Raw genomic sequence first — 16,596 nt, forward strand, 5'->3', positions numbered from 1 at the left:
TTCCAGAATGGAACAAATCAGTCTTGCGCGACGCGCGGACGGCCGCTGGCAACCGCCGTGAACCGTGCTTCGATGAGCCTTCGACTGCCCTCGACCTCGGGCGCATCGATATCCTCACGCATCATCATAGCCGGCTCGTCCGCGCCATTCGCCCGCGCCGAGGCCAGCGCCGCCGTTTCCGCCCGCTCCCGCGCGGATGCGAAGGCCTTGCCTTCATCCAGGAAACGGCTGCTCGGGCCCGCACCGTTGACGATGAAGATACCCTCTTCCGGCGTCGTGACAAAGACGGTCACCGAAGCCCGCACCTGGCCTACGACCGCGCCGACCGCATTGGCGACACCCGCTTCTTCCGGAATGCAGGACTCTGCGCGCAGCATTTCGGCGATAGCCGGATAATAGACCGGCGCGGAAGCGCCGAGCCCGACCAGCGGCCGGTCGAGCGAGAGGGAAAAGCCGACAATACCGCGCTCCCGCTTCAGCGCCCGATCGACGGCAAGCGACACGGCCGGGTCGATCGCCGCGCCATCCTCCGCCAGGCAGGAGGACAGAATGACTTCGGCGGACTGACGCGTCAGCCGGGCGACGATCAGTTCCGACAGTTCCTCGGCCGAGGCGGCAATCGGCTTGCCCGACCCGTCCTTGGTGCGCGCGGCAAGTTCCGCGCCCAGCCGCGCGGCCGTCACATTCCATTGCCCCTGGCGTCCGAGAACATGCATGGCGTCCGACGGCGTCAGGCCGCAGATATGCACGAGGCCGCGCGCCACCAACCGGTCCAGCGTCGCCTTCTGCGGGGTGCTCGTCAAAAGATGTTCCAACGACACCGGCACCGCGCCGATCCGCTCGTACAAGGCCTGTTCCTGCGTATGAAGACCGCTCGCCAGATGGTCCGGAAGGCCGGTGCGGACGGCGAAACGGCCGTCATGGCGGCCGACATGGGCCGTGCGCAACTGCCGTTCGAGCACGGAAATCACCGCATCCTCATGCTGGGCAGCCGCGAGGCTCAGAGGCAGGAACCGGCGCGGTCCGAGATCGATCTTCGCCTTGAGGCCGCGATCGTTGATGCGGACCTCCGAATCGCCGCCGAGGCCGAACGTGCGCATGGCGACCGCCTCGACCATGGTGCGGAAGCCACCGACAACGGCACCCTCCGCGTCGAGACGGGGGCGTCCCTGGTCAAGCACTGCGACATCCGTCGTCGTGCCGCCGATATCGGAAACGACGGCATTGTCGAGGCCGGTCAGATGCCGGGCGCCGACAAGGCTTGCGGCAGGGCCGGATAGAATAGTCTCGATCGGCCGCAACCGGGCCTCGGCAGCGGAAATCAAAGCGCCATCGCCACGCACCACCATCATCGGTACGTCGATGCCGCGCTGTTGCAAAAAGCCCTCGCAGGCGCCGACCAGCCGATCGATCATTGAGACCAGGCGAGCATTAAGCAATGTCGTCAGGGCGCGGCGCGGGCCGCCCAACTTGGAGGAGAGCTCGTGGCTGCAGGTGACCGGCAGATGCGAGACTTCGCGGATGCGGTCGCGCACCCGCTGTTCGTGAGCCGGATTCCGCACGGCGAAATAGCCGGCGATCGCGAAGGACGAAACCTCTCTCGAAAGCTGCGGCAGCGCCTCATCCAGCGCCGTCATGTCGAGCAGCGTTTCGCCGCCATGCACATTGTGGCCGCCCGGCAGGAAGATCACCGGATCGGACCCAAGAGCCTCCTGCAATCCGTCGCGCTTCAGGTCGTCCGGACCGAAACCGATCATGACGAGACCGGCGCGGCCGCCCTGGCCCTCGACCAGCGCATTGGTCGCAAGCGTTGTCGACAGCGAAACGAGGCTGATGGCGGAAGCGGGAGCTTTGGCCTGCTCCAGCACCGCCTCGACGGCGCCGGCGATGCCGACGGAGAGGTCGTGACGGGTGGTCAGCGCCTTCGCCTTGGCGACAACCCCTTTGGTCTCGCTGAAAAGAACCGCATCGGTATAGGTTCCGCCGGTGTCGATACCGAGGAGAAGATGATCAGTCAAAGCAACGTCCATTCACGCAGCGCCGGAAACCCGGCTTCAAAGCATATGGACGAGGTGATATGACATCTTTCAGCGAAAGGCCATCGCTTCGCCGACATGGGTATTTCGGCGCAGCGACAACGCGGAAAAAGAGGAGCATCGCATGACCCGTTTCTTACGCATGCTCTTTCTGGCGCTCGCGCTTGCGGGGTGCCCGGCCCTTTCCGGTCCCGTTTTTGCCCAGGATGCAGAGGACGAGGAGCAATACAAGCCGGTCCTTCCCGACGTCTCGATCTACAAGGCGATGCTCGACGCCAACAAGGTGACGGGCTGGATCCAGTTCCGCAATTACGACGACAAGCAGCTGATCTATTTCACCGCGCTGCAGACCATGCATTGCCGGCTTTCGGAAATCCGTTACTCGGTCAATTCGGATGCTCTCGACAAACGCTTCCCGCTCGGCAAATGCAATCCGCAGATCCCGTTCAACCTGCCCGAGGACAATACCAACGAGTATATCTATATCTCGCTGCCAGCCGGAGAGGCGAAAACGCTGACCATCCAGGCTGTCTGGGACGATGGTGCAGGCAGCGAGATCGTCGTCTACAAGCCGTGCGAAGGCGTCGGCGATTCCACCTGCGCGCAGATCAAGGCGATCAAGAAGCCGAAAAAACAGCTGCAGGAGCCGGTCCCGGCCGATTCACCGATCCGCGCCGTGCAATCGGAAACGCCGGGCAAGACATTTACCGAGCCGACACCCTCAACGGCAGCCCGCCCCTAGGCTGCGTCGTCAGCCGTTGCACCGGCCAGGGTTTGGTTTCTGGCGTCATATCGAACCGGAACCGCTTCATCATGACGCCGAGCGCGATCACCGCTTCCTGCAGCGCGAAGGTGGCGCCGATGCAGGTGCGCGGGCCTGCCCCGAAAGGCAGGTACTGGAACCGGTGCAGCTTGTCGCGGTTTTCCGGCAGGAAACGTTCCGGCATGAAGGCGCGCGGTTTTTCCCAATAGAGCAGATGGCGATGCAGCGTCCAGGGCATGATCAGGACCGAAATGCCCTTGGGGATATCCACACGCTCTCCTTCCGGCGAGGTCCATGAATCGGCTTTGATCGCCGCACGATTGATCGAGGGCGCCGGCGGATAGAGCCGCATCCCCTCCTCGAAGGCAGCGCGCACATGCGGCATCAGATCGAGCCAGTCCACCGGTTCGGCACCGCTCGACAGTACGCTATCGATCTCCGCCTCCATATTCTCGCGCACATGCGGAGAATTGGCGACGCAATAGAGCGTCCAGGCAAGCGCTCGTGCCGTCGTTTCGTGCCCCGCGCCGATGAAGGTCAGGATATTGTCGGATATTTCGTCGGTCGAAAGCCCGTCCGGCCGCTCCAGTTGCAGAAGCAGCGTCAGAAAGTCTTGAGGCGCCGATGCCGGATCCGAGCGTATCAGCTGCCGCCGGTGGTCCATGGTTTTCGCGACGATGCCGCGGAACTCCGCCATCACCTTGGCGCCGCCAATGCGAGTGAGCCGCGGCACCCAGGGCGGCGCAAGCAGAAGGTCCATGGGATCGACACGGCCCATGCGATGCAGCAGCCGTTCGACGCTGTCGGCAAAACCCTCGGTTTCGGCCGCGATCTGTCCGGAAAACAGCGTCTCCGAGAGGATCCAGTAGGTCAGTTCGGTCATGTCATTGGCGATATTGACGACCGATCCTGTGGCGGCCGCCTCATCATACTTCGCGACATATTCCTCGGTCTTGGCCAGCATCTGCTTGGCGAAACCTCTGGCATGACGCGGTGTGAAGACCGGCGCCATCGCCCTGCGCGACCGCTTCCACACCTCGCCCTCGGCGGTCAGCAGCCCGTCGCGCAGGATCGGCCGCAGAATGAGGCGTCGAACCTTGGACATTTCGTAGTTCGAGGCATTCTCGACCAGCACATGGCGGATCAGGTCCGGATCGTTGACGATCAGGGTGCGCTGGTTGATGAACTTGGTGTCGATCCAGGGCAGCGTATAGGAGGGCTCGCCCCACAATTCGAGCGGATTTCGCATCACCGTGCGGATAATTTGCAGACGCGACGGCGGCACCGTGCGCGGGATCGGCGCAGGCGGCTCGAAAGGTTCAGGTCTCATATCCATGGATGGCTTTCCGCGCCGCGACACATTGGCGGCTCCAACCGCCAAGCGTCGCATAAAGGTGTGGCGATTTCAGGAAAGTTAAAGCAGCGCTTTCAATTCCGCCAGCTTGTCGTTGACCAGCCAGCCATAATAATTTTCCTCGGGCCACTGCACCTCGCCGCCCTGGTTCCTGGCGGCAAGCGCTGCAGCGCGCTGGTCGGGATTGCCGACATTGTAGAGGGTCGCGGTGATACCGGGATTACCGGAAATATCCATGCCAGCGATCGACTTGTAGGCATCGATCGAATGGCGGATGGAGGCCGCCATATAGGCGAGCGACTGATCGGGATCCATGATCGCCGTGTAGACGCCGGATGCGTCGTTTTCATCCAGCCGGTCATAGCCGGAGACGCGTGAGACCATGTCGGCGAGCATCAGGGCCGTCAGCGGATTGATCTGGCCAAGGCCGAATGTCTGGCCCGCGAAGAACGGCTGGAAGAAGACGGCGCTGAAGCGATTGTTAGGATAGGACGTGCCGCCGACGGTATTGCCACGGAATTGGCTGTCCCACACGCTTTCGCGACAGCTCCAGAGCGCATAGGAGCTCTTCTTGCCCTCGCATTTGGAAAATTCCGGCCGCGACACGAATTCGGCAACACTCTCACCCTCATAGCCGAACCGGAAGCTGTCGCCGGCATAGGCGGCCGCCTTGACGTAATAGGACTGCAGCCGGTCATAGGCATCGACATTATAGGTATGCTCGCCGACGATGGCACCGATCATGTGGATCGGATCGATGCCATAGGCACGCGCCGTCGCCTTGATCTTGCTGATCAGCTTGCCGTCATTGGCAAGAAGATTGCGCACCTTCTCGTATTTCGCATCGAAGGATGTCTTGCCCGCCTTGGTGCGGCGCACGGAAGCGCCGGGAACGTTCGGCTGCTCCTGATACCGGTTGCCCTCGGGCACGACGCGCAGTCCGTCTGCCATGGCGGGGCCGGTGACGAGAATTAAGCCCGTAAGAACAAGCATATGAACGATGGCGCGCACGAGCGGTTTCCTGTGACCTGGCAAGACTGGCTTTGATGCGCGGGGACGCATGCGGCAAAATCGTGTCGGAATCATGCCCGGCACGGAGAAAGGCTTATCGCGGGCCGGCTCAGGAAACAACAAGGGCGCCCATCGGATGACAGAAGCCCTGTTCGGTTTCGCGGCGTACCGCCGTTACAGGATATAGCGCGACAGGTCCGTATTGGCGGCGAGATCGCCGACATGCGTCTTCACATATTGCGCGTCGATCTTCAGTTGCTCGCCGGACTTGTCCGGAGCCGCATAGGAGATTTCATCGAGAACCCGTTCCATCACCGTCTGCAGGCGCCGGGCGCCGATGTTCTCGACGCTCGAATTGAGCTGCACCGCGACATCGGCGAGCGCGTCGATCGCATCGTCTGTAAAGTCCAGGCTGACGCCTTCGGTTTCCAAAAGCGCCTTGTACTGGCGGATCAGGCTGACTTCCGTTTCTGTCAGGATGCGGCGGAAATCCTCCTTGGTCAGCGCCTTCAGTTCAACGCGGATCGGCAGGCGGCCCTGAAGCTCCGGAAGCAGATCGGATGGCTTCGAGACGTGGAAGGCGCCCGAGGCAATGAACAGGATATGGTCGGTCTTCACCGGGCCATACTTGGTCGCCACCGTCGTACCTTCGACGAGCGGCAAGAGGTCACGCTGCACGCCTTCGCGCGAAACACCCGCACCCACACCGCCGTCGCGGGCGGCGATCTTGTCGATCTCGTCGAGGAAGACAATGCCGTCGTTTTCCGCCGAGCGCACCGCTTCGCGCTGGATCTCCTCGTTGTCCAGAAGCTTGTCGGACTCATCGTTGATCAGAATACCGTAGGACTCCTTGACCGTTGTGCGAACCTTCTTGGTGCGCTGGCCCATGGCCTTGCCGAATATTTCCGACAGGTTGAGGACGCCGATATTGGCGCCCGGCATGCCGGGAATCTCGAACCCGCCGGGCGTCGATGTATCGGCAATATCGATGTCGATTTCCTTGTCGTCCAGCTCGTTGGCGCGCAGCTTCTTGCGGAAGCTGTCGCGGGTCGCGGGCGAGGCGGTGGCACCTACCAGTGCATCGAGCACGCGTTCCTCGGCATTCAGATGCGCCTTCGCCTTGACGTCGGCGCGCTTCTTCTCGCGCACGAGGCCGATACCGACCTCGACGAGGTCGCGGACGATCTGCTCGACATCGCGGCCGACATAGCCGACTTCCGTGAACTTCGTGGCTTCGACCTTGATGAAGGGCGCGCCGGCGAGCTTGGCAAGACGGCGGGAAATCTCCGTCTTGCCGACGCCGGTCGGGCCGATCATCAGGATGTTCTTCGGCATCACCTCATCGCGCAGTTCGTCATTGAGCTGCTGGCGGCGCCAGCGGTTGCGCAAGGCGATGGCGACAGCGCGCTTTGCATCGTGCTGGCCGATGATGAACCGGTCGAGCTCCGACACGATTTCGCGGGGTGAAAATGTGGTCATGACATCCTCTCAAATTCTGTCCGGGTCAATTCCATCAGGATTGTTCGCCCAGTGCTTTCGTTCCATTCGCCATAAGGGGTAAAGCCCGCCTTGGCATAAGCCCGAAGGGCCCGTTTATTCTCTGCATCGGGATCGATGATGATCCGTGGCGCGGTGCCGCTGAAAAGCCGGGTCGCAAAGGCCCTGATAACCGCCGGCGCTACGCCCTTGCCGGTCATCTCCGGCGGTCCGACAAAAATGTCGATGCCGGGCGTATCCGGCGTCAGGTCCTTGGCCCAGGGCTCGCTGTCATATTGCGTCGGCAGCCAGGACTGGATGTAGCCAGCGGGCTCGCCATTGACCGAAAAGACGAAACGTTCGACCTTGCCTGCCGCGCTTCCTTCGCGGATCCGTTTCAGCGCGGTATGGGGCTCATCCCACCATCGCCGGACATGTGCTTCAGAAAGCCAGCCGAACAGCATCGGCATATGGCTTTCGTCAACAGCCGTGAAGGCTATGGCCGGATCAGGCTGCATCGAGCTTTTCGATGACGATATTGCCGTTGGTATAGACGCAGATGTCACCGGCGATTTCCATGGCACGGCGGGCGATCTCCTCGGCCGACTTGTCCGAATCCATCAGCGCCCGGGCGGCCGCAAAAGCGTAGTTGCCGCCGGAGCCGATGGCGATCGTGCCATGCTCAGGCTCCAGAACATCGCCTTGGCCGGTGATCGCCAGCGTGATCGACTTGTCGGCGACCAGCATCATCGCTTCGAGATTGCGCAGATATTTGTTGGTGCGCCAGTCCTTGGCGAGCTCGACGGCGGCGCGCATCAACTGGTCCGGATACTGCTCGAGCTTGGCTTCCAGCCGCTCCAGAAGCGTGAAGGCATCGGCGGTGGCGCCGGCGAAACCGGCGATCACGTCGCCCTTGCCGAGGCGGCGGACTTTTCGCGCATTGCCCTTCATCACGGTCTGGCCGAGGCTCACCTGACCATCGCCCGCCATCACCACCTGGCCGCCCTTGCGAACGGTGATGATCGTGGTCGCATGCATGGTTCCGTAGGGATTATGTTCACTCATGAAGATACCTGTTGGGCCCGATCGCTTCGGGCATTGTGCGGGGTTGTCGGCAACTATGTAAGAGCGGTTTTGCCGATTGCAAATAGGCACGCCCGCCGCGGTACGCTCTTGATGCTTCCGGCCCTTTCGCACCCGCTAGAATCATGGCGCCGCTGCTGGATATTTCGCCCACCGCCTGATAAGGAGCGGCTCTATGACAGTTGGGAGAACCTGATGGCAGACCAGCAAGCCAAGCGCACCGGCAGCGTTTCGCGCAAGACCAACGAAACCTCGATCACCGTGTCCGTCAACATCGACGGCACCGGTACATCGCGGATTTCGACCGGCGTCGGCTTCTTCGACCATATGCTTGAGCAGCTCTCCCGCCATTCGCTGATCGACATGGACATCGTCGCCGACGGCGACCGTCATGTCGACGACCACCACACGGTAGAAGACACCGGCATCGCCATCGGCCAGGCCCTCTCCAAGGCGCTCGGCGATCGGCGCGGCATCACCCGCTACGCCTCGCTCGACCTTGCCATGGACGAAACGATGACCCGCGCCGCCGTCGATGTCTCCGGCCGTCCTTTCCTCGTCTGGAACGTCGCCTTCTCCGCGCCGAAGATCGGCACCTTCGACACAGAACTGGTGCGCGAGTTCTTCCAGGCTCTGGCGCAGCATGGCGGCATCACGCTGCATGTGCAGAACATCTACGGCGCCAACAACCATCATATCTCCGAAACCTGCTTCAAGGCCGTTGCCCGCGTGCTTCGCACGGCAACAGAAATCGATCCGCGCCAGGCAGGCCGTGTTCCATCCACCAAGGGAACGCTGGTCTGACCGGCCCAGTTTGAAAGTTGGCTGATATGGCCTCCTATCTGGTTCTGACACCACCCGCCGCCCTCAGAAACGACGAGGATGCGCGGTTCATCGCCGACAAGTTTTCCTGGATCGCCTTCCTCTTTCCGGCCGTCTGGCTGCTCTTCAAGCGGCAGTGGATCGCAGGCATTGCCGTTGCGATCCTGCAGTCGATCGTGACGTTCCTCACCTCGGAGCCGCGCGCCATGCTGGCCGGGCTGCTGATCGAACTGGCGTTGCGCCTGCTCGTGGCGCTCGAAGGCCCTGCCCTTGTCGCCAGCGGACTGGAATCCAGCGGTTGGACGCTGCAGTCGGTCGTTACTGCCGACGATCTGACCGCCGCGGAAATGATCTACGATCACGAGACGGCCACAGACGTGACGGCCTCCGGCGAGGCCGTCTGGCATCCCCCGGCGTTGCCGGCCACGACGGCAAAATCCGGCGGTGGCCGTGCGGCCTTCGGACTTTTTGAGAAATATGGAGAACGCTGATGCGCGTTGCGATCATTGACTACGGATCCGGCAATCTGCGCTCGGCAACAAAAGCCTTCGAGCGTGCCGCCCGAGAAGCCGGCATCGACGCAAAGATCGAGCTGACCGACAAGGCCGACCGCGTGGCCAGCGCCGACCGCATCGTCCTGCCCGGCGTCGGCGCCTATGCCGACTGCCGTCGCGGCCTCGACGCGGTTGACGGCATGCAGGAGGCGCTTGCGGAAGCGGTGGAAAAATCCGCCCGGCCCTTCCTCGGCATCTGCGTCGGTATGCAGCTGATGTCGTCGCGCGGGCTGGAAAAGACGACGACCCAAGGGCTAGGCTGGATCAAGGGCGATGTCGTCGAGATGGTTCCCTCCGATCCCACGCTGAAAATCCCGCAGATCGGCTGGAACACGCTGGAGCTCAAGAAGCAGCATCCGCTATTTTCCGGCATCAGGACCGGCGACGATGGACTGCATGCCTATTTCGTCCATTCCTACCATCTCGCCGTCGAAAATCCCGACGACCTGATCGCCACGACCTCCTATGGCGGCGCGGTGACGGCTTTCGTCGCCCAAGGCAACAAGGCCGGCGCGCAGTTCCATCCGGAAAAGAGCCAAACGCTCGGTCTCGCCCTCATCTCGAATTTCCTGCGCTGGAAGCCCTGACATGATCCTTTTTCCCGCCATCGACCTCAAAGACGGCCAGTGCGTGCGCCTCAAGCTCGGCGACATGGAGCAGGCGACCGTCTACAACCCCGACCCCGGCGCCCAGGCCAAGGCCTTCGAGGACCAAGGCTTCGAATGGCTGCATGTGGTCGATCTCAACGGTGCCTTTGCCGGCGAGACGGTCAACGGTACTGCTGTCGATGCGATCCTGAAAGCTACGAAAAATCCCGTGCAACTCGGCGGTGGCATCCGCACGCTCGATCATATCGAGAACTGGCTATCGCGCGGTCTTGCCCGCGTCATTCTCGGCACGGTTGCCGTGCGCGATCCGGCGCTGGTGATCGAAGCCTGCCGGAAATTCCCGGGCAAGGTCGCGGTCGGCATCGACGCCAAGGGCGGCAAGGTGGCGGTTGAGGGTTGGGCGGAAGCCTCCGAACTCGGCGTCATCGAACTGGCACAGAAATTCGAGGGCGCCGGCGTTTCGGCGATCATCTATACTGATATCGATCGCGACGGCATCCTGACCGGCATAAACTGGGCGTCGACCCTGGAGCTGGCAGACGCCGTGTCCATCCCGGTCATCGCGTCGGGCGGCCTCGCCTCAATGGACGATATCCACCGCATGGTTCAGCCCGACGCGGCAAAACTCGAAGGCGCCATTTCCGGCCGCGCGCTCTACGACGGGCGCATCGACCCGGCCGAGGCGCTGGCGCTCATTCGCAGCGCGAAAGGAAAAGCGGCATGACCCAGAAAGCCCGTGTCATCCCCTGCCTGGACGTCAAGGACATGCCGCGACGCCCGCAGCCGCGAAGCGGCGAGGACGCGCAAACCGAGAAGGAGGCCCGTCCGATGACCCTCAAAGCCCGCGTTATCCCCTGCCTGGACGTCAAGGACGGCCGTGTCGTCAAAGGTGTCAGCTTCGTCGATCTGATCGACGCCGGCGATCCCGTCGAATCGGCCAAGGCCTATGATGCCGCCGGTGCCGACGAGCTCTGCTTCCTCGACATCACCGCCTCCTCCGACAACAGGGACACCATCTTCGATGTCGTCGCCCGCACGGCCGACCATTGCTTCATGCCCCTGACGGTCGGCGGCGGCGTGCGCAGCGTTGCCGATATCCGCAAGCTGCTTTTGGCCGGGGCCGACAAGGTGTCGATCAACTCGGCCGCGGTGAAGAGCCCGGATTTCGTCGCCGAGGCGGCCGACAAGTTCGGCAACCAATGCATCGTCGTCTCGATCGATTCCAAGAAGGTGTCGCAGCCCGGCGAGGAAGACCGCTGGGAAATCTTCACCCATGGCGGTCGCCAGGCGACCGGCATTGACGCCGTCGCCTTTGCCGAAAAGGTGGTAGAGCGTGGTGCCGGTGAACTCCTTCTGACATCCATGGATCGTGACGGTCAAAAGACCGGCTACGATATCGCATTGACCCGTACGATCGCTGACCGGGTGTCGGTTCCGGTTATCGCCTCGGGCGGTGTCGGTAATCTCGATCATCTGGTCGAAGGCATTCGCGACGGTCACGCGACGGCGGTGCTTGCCGCCTCGATCTTCCATTTCGGCACCTATAGCATCGGCGAGGCCAAGCGCTATATGGCGGAGCATGGCATTGCCATGCGGCTCGATTGAGCGACAGGACAGAACAGATGAGCGACTTCACCCTTTCAAGTCTCGAGGCGATCGTCGCTGATCGTGCCAGAGCGTCACCGGAGGAATCCTGGACGGCGAAACTCGTCGCCCATGGTCAGGCGAGGGCAGCCAAGAAACTGGGCGAGGAAGCGGTTGAGACGGTGATCGCCGCGATCAGCAATGATCGCGCCAATCTCGTCGCCGAGAGTGCCGATCTCCTCTATCATCTGATGGTCGTATTGAAAATTGCTGATATTCCGTTGCAGGATGTGATGAGCGAGCTCGAACGGCGCACCAGCCAGTCGGGTCTCCAGGAAAAGGCAAGCCGGTAGACAATTCATGACCATCGCGGCAAAAGACATCGAACCGGCCGACATTCCGGATCATTTCGGCAACAAGGATTATTCGCCCTACCGCTTCTTCTCGGCGGAGGAATGGTCGCGCTTCCGCGCCGACACGCCCTTGACGCTGACAGCCGACGAGGTGCAGCGGTTGCGATCGCTCAACGACCCCGTCGATCTCGATGAAGTTCGGCGCATCTACCTGTCGCTGTCGCGGCTCCTGTCGGCGCATGTCGAATCCTCGCAGATGCTGTTTGCCCAACGCCAGCGCTTCCTCAGCATGTCGGGCGAGGCAAAGACGCCCTTCGTCATCGGCATCGCCGGTTCGGTCGCCGTCGGAAAATCGACGACAGCCCGTATTCTCGCCGAGCTCCTGTCGCGCTGGCCATCGAGCCCGAAGGTCGATCTGGTGACGACCGACGGTTTCCTCTATCCCAATGCTGCGCTGCTGCGGGAAAACATGATGGATCGCAAGGGCTTTCCCGAGAGCTACGATATCGGTGCGCTCCTGCGCTTCCTCTCGGCGATCAAGGCCGGCCAGCCGAACGTCAAGGCGCCGACCTATTCGCACCTGACCTATGACGTGCTGCCCGATCAGTTCCAGATCGTCGACCGCCCGGATATCCTCATCTTCGAGGGCATCAACGTGCTGCAATCGCGCAACCTGCCGGCCGACGGCAAGATCGTGCCGATGGTCTCGGACTTCTTCGATTTCTCGATCTATATCGACGCCGAGGAAAGCCTGATCCACGCTTGGTACGTCAACCGCTTCATGCAGCTGCGCCAGACAGCCTTCCGCAACCCTGATTCCTTTTTCAAGCGCTATTCACAGGTGAGCGAGGAGGAAGCGCTGACGATCGCCGAAGGGCTCTGGCACAACATCAACTTGAAAAACCTTCGCCAGAACATCCTGCCGACGCGGCCGCGCGCCGACCTGATCCTGCAGAAGGGTCCAAACCACCTCACCGAGACGGTGGCGCTGCGCAAACTCTAAGCTCAGACGGCGACACGGCGGAGCGTCAGGTTGATGCGGCCGCCGTTTTTCAGAAGCGTCGAGGTGTTGGGATAGATCTTGTCCACGCCGTGAAAGGCAAGACGCCCCTCCCCGCCGAGCACGACCACATCGCCGCTCGACAGATTGAAAGAGAGCGTCCGGTCGTTGCGCTCGCGCCCGCCCACGCGAAACAGGCAGCTATCCCCGAGTGAAATCGACACGACCGGCGTCTCCAGATCCTGCTCGTCGCGATCCTGATGCAAGCCCATGCGGGCATCCTCGGTATAGAAATTGACAAGACAGGCCTGCGGCTCCTTGGGCGACCCGGAAACGGCGCGCCAGATATCGAGAAGCGCATCCGGCATGGCCGGCCAGGATTTGCCGGTGACGGGGTGCTCTGGCTGGTAGCGATAACCGCGTTCCCTGTCCGTCACCCAGCCGAGCGGGCCGCAATTGGTCATGCGCACGGACATCGGCTTTCCGGTCTTCGGCATCGCCGGCACGAAAAGCGGAGCCTCCGCGACGATGGCGCGAATGCTCTCCACCAGAGCTTCCTGCTTTTCGCGGTCGAGAAAGCCGGGGATATGGCGAATACCCTGGGGAAGAACCCGCATCGAAACACCTATTGCTGCAGCCTAACAGAGTGCAGTGACGGACAAAAACAAGGTCTGCGTGAAAAACCTCATTCGCTTTCAGGACGGCCGCGCATCTTCTTGACTTCGCCGCGCCCGGTCTTTTCCTTCAGGCGGCGCTCGATCGAGCCCTTCGTCGGCCTGGTCTTTCGCCGCGGCGGTGGCGGCGGCTCGGCAGCCTTGAGGATAAGCTCCTTTAACCGTTCGCGCGCATCCTCGCGATTGCGCTCCTGGCTGCGGAAACGGCTCGCCTCGATCATCAGAACGCCGTCCTTTGACACCTTGCGGCCAGCGAGCTTGATGGCATTTTCGCGCACCCGCTCCGGCAGAGCCGGCGAGGCCTTGATTCCGTAGAACAACTGGACGGCCGTCGAGACCTTGTTGACGTTCTGTCCACCCGGACCGCCAGCCAACACGAATTGCTCCGTCAACTCCCAGCCGGCGATGACGATATTGTCGTTGATGTAAAGCGGATCGCTGGCCATGATGGTCTTCCTTCCACCGCTCTATCTCACAGGATGGCGAACTTGAAAACGCATGAACCGCCATGACAAAGAAAACCCGGCCTTCTCAAGCCGGGTTTCACGTGAATCATAGCCTGCGATTTATACTGACTGTCTTCTTTACTCCGCAGCGAGCTTCGCGCCGGGCGCAGCGTCACGGACGCTGCCGTCGACATGGTTTTCGAACTTGGCGAAATTGGCAACGAACATGTCCACCAGCTTGCGGGCCTGCGCGTCATAGGCGGCACCGTCGCTCCAGGTCGAGCGCGGATCGAGAATCTTGCTATCGACGCCGAGAACAGCCACGGGCACGGCGAAACCGAAATTGCTGTCCGTGCGGAACTCCGCCGATGCCAAAGAACCGTCGAGTGCCGCTGCGAGCAGAGCACGCGTTGCCTTGATCGGCATGCGGCTGCCGGTGCCATAGGCGCCGCCGGTCCAGCCGGTGTTGACCAGCCAGCAATTGACGCCGTGTTCGGCAATCAGCGTTTTCAAGAGGTTGCCGTACTCGGACGGATGGCGCGGCATGAAGGGCGCGCCGAAGCAGGTCGAGAAGGTTGCTTCCGGCTCGGTAACCCCCTTTTCCGTTCCGGCCACCTTGGCGGTATAGCCGGAAAGGAAGTGGTACATGGCCTGGTCCGGCGTCATACGGGCGATCGGCGGCATGACGCCGAAGGCGTCGGCCGTCAGCATGATGATCGTGCCGGGATGGCCCGCGGTTCCGGTCTTGCTGGCATTCGGAATGAAGTCGAGCGGATAGGCGCAGCGCGTGTTTTCCGTCAGCGAGCCGTCGTTAAAGTCGGGCAGGCGGCTGTCATCGAGCACGACGTTTTCAAGTACGGTCCCGAACCGGCGCGTCGTCTCGAAAATCTCGGGCTCGGCTTCAGCCGACAGACGGATGGTCTTGGCATAGCAGCCGCCTTCGAAGTTGAAGATACCGTCCTTGCCCCAGCCGTGTTCGTCGTCGCCGATCAGCGTGCGATTCGGATCGGCCGACAGCGTCGTCTTGCCGGTACCCGAAAGGCCGAAGAAGACGGCCGCATCGCCATCCGGTCCGACATTGGCGGAGCAATGCATCGGCATCACGCGCTTGGCCGGCAGCAGGTAGTTGAGCATGGTGAAGACCGACTTCTTCACCTCGCCGGCATAGGACGTGCCGCCGATCAGGATGATGCCCTTGGTGAAGTTGCAGGCAATCACGGTTTCGCTACGGCAACCATGGCGGGCAGGGTCGCCCTTGAAACCAGGCAAATCGATAATCGTCAGCTTCGGCGTGAAGGTGGCAAGCGCCGCTTTCTCCGGACGGATCAGCAGGTTGCGGATGAACAGCGAATGCCAGGCGAATTCTGTAACGACACGCGTCGGCAGGGCGTTTTCCGCATCGGCGCCGCCGATCAGGTCCTGAACATAGAGCGACTTGCCCTTGGCATGGTCGAGCATGTCCTGATGCAGGATCTCGAAGTGCTCGGGCGACATCGCATTGTTGTTATCCCACCAGATTTCATCCGCCGTATTGGCATCGCGAACGACGAATTTATCCTTCGGAGAACGGCCCGTGTGCTGTCCCGTCAGGGCACGCACAGCACCATGAGCAGTCAGCTGCGCTTCGCTGCGGCGCAGGATTTCCTCATAGAGTTCAGCGGTGCCAAAGTTATACCGAACCATGTCCAGGTTGGTGAAACCGATTGATTCCAGCCCAAGGGATGGGTTGCGAATGCCGAGTTCCTTCATGGTTCAGCTTTCCTCCGTGGTTTGCCTATAGAACGTTGAATGTTAGTGACCATAAAAGGGGCAGCGAGAAAAGACAAGGTTGCTGTCTCAAAATATCTAATAATTTCAGTATATTAATCGATTTAAAGGAATTTATTGCTTTTTTAATCGGTTGAATCGTCGCTTTTCGAGCGACCTTTTTTCGACCAAATTGCGCTTGCCGTGCCTGCCGCATTGCTTTTGCTTTTAACTTCGCCACAATTTGTTCCACCTTTATACTCAAGAAACGCGTCGTACCGCAGCACGGACCCGGACAACCGGGCTTGCCTCGGAGGCGTAGTGAAATGGTGGAGCCCTATACGATGCAGACGATTGCACTTGTCGATGACGACCGCAACATCCTGACCTCGGTGTCGATTGCGTTGGAAGCCGAAGGATACAAGGTCGAAACCTATACCGACGGTGCCTCGGCCCTCGACGGCCTGCTTGCCCGGCCGCCGCAGCTGGCCATCTTCGACATCAAGATGCCGCGCATGGACGGCATGGAGCTTCTGCGCCGCCTGCGCCAGAAGTCGGACATTCCGGTGATCTTCCTCACCTCCAAGGACGAGGAGATCGACGAGCTGTTCGGCCTGAAGATGGGTGCCGACGATTTCATCACCAAGCCCTTCTCGCAGCGACTGCTGGTTGAGCGCGTCAAGGCGATCCTGCGCCGCTCTGCCAACCGGGAGGCCGCGGCTACGGCGAATTCCGGTGGCGCGGCCAAGACCGCCGCCGATGTGCAGGCACGTTCGCTGGAACGCGGCCAGCTGTCGATGGATCAGGAGCGCCACACCTGCACCTGGAAGAACGAGCCGGTGACCCTGACCGTCACCGAATTCCTCATCCTGCATTCGCTGGCGCAGCGCCCCGGCGTCGTGAAGAGCCGCGATTCGCTGATGGACGCCGCCTATGACGAGCAGGTCTATGTCGACGACCGCACGATCGACAGCCACATCAAACGGCTGCGCAAGAAATTCAAGATGGTCGACAACGACTTCGACATGATCGAGACGCTCTACGGCGTCGGCTATCGCTTCCGCGAATCGGCCTGACGGACGCTGA

At 61.6% G+C, this 16,596-nt stretch carries 18 protein-coding genes; 9 read left to right on the forward strand and 9 right to left on the reverse strand.

Annotation, left to right across the window (positions count from 1 at the left end; genetic code table 11):
- Positions 1 to 17 precede the first annotated feature (17 nt).
- A complete protein-coding gene (locus ACSQ3F_RS06195; protein ID WP_436099414.1) occupies positions 18 to 2,018 on the reverse strand; it encodes a hydantoinase/oxoprolinase N-terminal domain-containing protein in 2,001 nt (666 codons plus the stop codon).
- Positions 2,019 to 2,160: 142 nt separating this feature from the next.
- On the opposite strand from ACSQ3F_RS06195, the gene ACSQ3F_RS06200 reads away from it, so the two are divergent.
- Positions 2,161 to 2,778, forward strand: a complete 618-nt coding sequence (locus ACSQ3F_RS06200; RefSeq protein WP_436099415.1) for a hypothetical protein — start codon at positions 2,161 to 2,163, stop codon at positions 2,776 to 2,778.
- On the opposite strand, the gene ACSQ3F_RS06205 is transcribed toward ACSQ3F_RS06200, so the two are convergent.
- The 5 genes from ACSQ3F_RS06205 to hslV form a co-directional block, all read right to left on the reverse strand.
- Complete coding sequence (locus ACSQ3F_RS06205; RefSeq protein WP_436099416.1) at positions 2,741 to 4,135, reverse strand: cytochrome P450; 1,395 nt, start codon at positions 4,133 to 4,135, stop codon at positions 2,741 to 2,743. The genes ACSQ3F_RS06200 and ACSQ3F_RS06205 overlap by 38 nt on opposite strands.
- A 78-nt stretch (positions 4,136 to 4,213) precedes the next feature.
- Positions 4,214 to 5,146, reverse strand: coding sequence for a DUF1402 family protein (locus ACSQ3F_RS06210; RefSeq protein ID WP_436102054.1), 933 nt, complete (start codon positions 5,144 to 5,146; stop codon positions 4,214 to 4,216).
- Positions 5,147 to 5,338: 192 nt separating this feature from the next.
- Positions 5,339 to 6,643: an ATP-dependent protease ATPase subunit HslU gene (gene hslU, locus ACSQ3F_RS06215; RefSeq protein WP_436099417.1), complete on the reverse strand. Its 1,305-nt coding sequence runs from the start codon at positions 6,641 to 6,643 to the stop codon at positions 5,339 to 5,341.
- Positions 6,640 to 7,158 carry a GNAT family N-acetyltransferase gene (locus ACSQ3F_RS06220; RefSeq protein WP_436099418.1) on the reverse strand — a complete coding sequence of 173 codons (519 nt, stop codon included), beginning with the start codon at positions 7,156 to 7,158 and terminating at the stop codon, positions 6,640 to 6,642. Before ACSQ3F_RS06220 ends, hslU begins: the two co-directional genes overlap by 4 nt.
- Positions 7,148 to 7,705 (reverse strand): ATP-dependent protease subunit HslV, encoded by a 558-nt coding sequence (hslV, locus tag ACSQ3F_RS06225; protein ID WP_436099419.1) that lies wholly within the window; start codon positions 7,703 to 7,705, stop codon positions 7,148 to 7,150. Before hslV ends, ACSQ3F_RS06220 begins: the two co-directional genes overlap by 11 nt.
- Positions 7,706 to 7,918: 213 nt before the next feature.
- On the opposite strand from hslV, the gene hisB reads away from it, so the two are divergent.
- The 7 genes from hisB to coaA all read left to right on the forward strand — a co-directional run bounded on the left by hisB (position 7,919) and on the right by coaA (position 12,647).
- Positions 7,919 to 8,527 (forward strand): imidazoleglycerol-phosphate dehydratase HisB, encoded by a 609-nt coding sequence (gene hisB, locus ACSQ3F_RS06230; protein ID WP_436099420.1) that lies wholly within the window; start codon positions 7,919 to 7,921, stop codon positions 8,525 to 8,527.
- A 26-nt stretch (positions 8,528 to 8,553) separates the two neighbouring features.
- Positions 8,554 to 9,036, forward strand: coding sequence for a DUF2628 domain-containing protein (locus ACSQ3F_RS06235; protein ID WP_436099421.1), 483 nt, complete (start codon positions 8,554 to 8,556; stop codon positions 9,034 to 9,036).
- On the forward strand, positions 9,036 to 9,686 hold the full coding sequence (gene hisH, locus ACSQ3F_RS06240; RefSeq protein WP_436099422.1) for an imidazole glycerol phosphate synthase subunit HisH: 651 nt from the start codon (positions 9,036 to 9,038) through the stop codon (positions 9,684 to 9,686). The genes ACSQ3F_RS06235 and hisH overlap by 1 nt, the downstream gene beginning before the upstream one ends.
- A 1-nt stretch (position 9,687) precedes the next feature.
- Entirely contained in the window at positions 9,688 to 10,431 is a 744-nt protein-coding gene (gene hisA / locus ACSQ3F_RS06245) for a 1-(5-phosphoribosyl)-5-[(5-phosphoribosylamino)methylideneamino]imidazole-4-carboxamide isomerase (RefSeq protein WP_436099423.1), read from the forward strand.
- Between the two features lie 104 nt (positions 10,432 to 10,535).
- Positions 10,536 to 11,312 carry an imidazole glycerol phosphate synthase subunit HisF gene (hisF, locus tag ACSQ3F_RS06250; protein WP_436102055.1) on the forward strand — a complete coding sequence of 259 codons (777 nt, stop codon included), beginning with the start codon at positions 10,536 to 10,538 and terminating at the stop codon, positions 11,310 to 11,312.
- A gap of 17 nt (positions 11,313 to 11,329) precedes the next feature.
- Positions 11,330 to 11,644, forward strand: coding sequence for a phosphoribosyl-ATP diphosphatase (locus ACSQ3F_RS06255; RefSeq protein WP_436099424.1), 315 nt, complete (start codon positions 11,330 to 11,332; stop codon positions 11,642 to 11,644).
- Between the two features lie 7 nt (positions 11,645 to 11,651).
- Entirely contained in the window at positions 11,652 to 12,647 is a 996-nt protein-coding gene (coaA, locus tag ACSQ3F_RS06260) for a type I pantothenate kinase (RefSeq protein ID WP_436099425.1), read from the forward strand.
- A gap of 2 nt (positions 12,648 to 12,649) precedes the next feature.
- Here the strand turns inward: coaA and ACSQ3F_RS06265 are convergent, their stop codons facing one another.
- From ACSQ3F_RS06265 to ACSQ3F_RS06275, 3 genes are all read right to left on the reverse strand, one after another.
- Positions 12,650 to 13,261, reverse strand: coding sequence for an alpha-ketoglutarate-dependent dioxygenase AlkB family protein (locus tag ACSQ3F_RS06265; protein WP_436099426.1), 612 nt, complete (start codon positions 13,259 to 13,261; stop codon positions 12,650 to 12,652).
- Positions 13,262 to 13,329: 68 nt separating this feature from the next.
- Positions 13,330 to 13,764 carry an alternative ribosome rescue aminoacyl-tRNA hydrolase ArfB gene (gene arfB / locus ACSQ3F_RS06270; RefSeq protein ID WP_436099427.1) on the reverse strand — a complete coding sequence of 145 codons (435 nt, stop codon included), beginning with the start codon at positions 13,762 to 13,764 and terminating at the stop codon, positions 13,330 to 13,332.
- Between the two features lie 138 nt (positions 13,765 to 13,902).
- The gene (locus tag ACSQ3F_RS06275; protein ID WP_436099428.1) at positions 13,903 to 15,513 is read right to left on the reverse strand and encodes a phosphoenolpyruvate carboxykinase; all 1,611 of its coding nucleotides are present in this window, start codon (positions 15,511 to 15,513) and stop codon (positions 13,903 to 13,905) included.
- 341 nt (positions 15,514 to 15,854) lie between these two features.
- On the opposite strand from ACSQ3F_RS06275, the gene ACSQ3F_RS06280 reads away from it, so the two are divergent.
- Positions 15,855 to 16,586 (forward strand): response regulator transcription factor, encoded by a 732-nt coding sequence (locus tag ACSQ3F_RS06280; RefSeq protein ID WP_436102056.1) that lies wholly within the window; start codon positions 15,855 to 15,857, stop codon positions 16,584 to 16,586.
- The last annotated feature ends 10 nt before the right edge of the window (positions 16,587 to 16,596 follow it).

It is taken from the genome of Pararhizobium sp. LjRoot238 (assembly GCF_964252955.1).
Classification (GTDB): domain Bacteria; phylum Pseudomonadota; class Alphaproteobacteria; order Rhizobiales; family Rhizobiaceae; genus Pararhizobium.

Coding starts and splice junctions, on each gene's coding strand:
- ACSQ3F_RS06200 (WP_436099415.1), top strand. CDS start 2,161: ATGACCCGTTTCTTACGCATGCTCTTTCTGGCGCTCGCGCTTGCGGGG.
- ACSQ3F_RS06255 (WP_436099424.1), top strand. CDS start 11,330: ATGAGCGACTTCACCCTTTCAAGTCTCGAGGCGATCGTCGCTGATCGT.
- ACSQ3F_RS06280 (WP_436102056.1), top strand. CDS start 15,855: ATGCAGACGATTGCACTTGTCGATGACGACCGCAACATCCTGACCTCG.
- hisF (WP_436102055.1), top strand. CDS start 10,536: ATGACCCTCAAAGCCCGCGTTATCCCCTGCCTGGACGTCAAGGACGGC.
- ACSQ3F_RS06220 (WP_436099418.1), bottom strand. CDS start 7,158: ATGCAGCCTGATCCGGCCATAGCCTTCACGGCTGTTGACGAAAGCCAT.
- hisB (WP_436099420.1), top strand. CDS start 7,919: ATGGCAGACCAGCAAGCCAAGCGCACCGGCAGCGTTTCGCGCAAGACC.
- ACSQ3F_RS06275 (WP_436099428.1), bottom strand. CDS start 15,513: ATGAAGGAACTCGGCATTCGCAACCCATCCCTTGGGCTGGAATCAATC.
- ACSQ3F_RS06235 (WP_436099421.1), top strand. CDS start 8,554: ATGGCCTCCTATCTGGTTCTGACACCACCCGCCGCCCTCAGAAACGAC.
- coaA (WP_436099425.1), top strand. CDS start 11,652: ATGACCATCGCGGCAAAAGACATCGAACCGGCCGACATTCCGGATCAT.
- ACSQ3F_RS06265 (WP_436099426.1), bottom strand. CDS start 13,261: ATGCGGGTTCTTCCCCAGGGTATTCGCCATATCCCCGGCTTTCTCGAC.
- hisH (WP_436099422.1), top strand. CDS start 9,036: ATGCGCGTTGCGATCATTGACTACGGATCCGGCAATCTGCGCTCGGCA.
- hslV (WP_436099419.1), bottom strand. CDS start 7,705: ATGAGTGAACATAATCCCTACGGAACCATGCATGCGACCACGATCATC.
- hslU (WP_436099417.1), bottom strand. CDS start 6,643: ATGACCACATTTTCACCCCGCGAAATCGTGTCGGAGCTCGACCGGTTC.
- hisA (WP_436099423.1), top strand. CDS start 9,688: ATGATCCTTTTTCCCGCCATCGACCTCAAAGACGGCCAGTGCGTGCGC.
- ACSQ3F_RS06210 (WP_436102054.1), bottom strand. CDS start 5,146: ATGCTTGTTCTTACGGGCTTAATTCTCGTCACCGGCCCCGCCATGGCA.
- ACSQ3F_RS06205 (WP_436099416.1), bottom strand. CDS start 4,135: ATGGATATGAGACCTGAACCTTTCGAGCCGCCTGCGCCGATCCCGCGC.
- arfB (WP_436099427.1), bottom strand. CDS start 13,764: ATGGCCAGCGATCCGCTTTACATCAACGACAATATCGTCATCGCCGGC.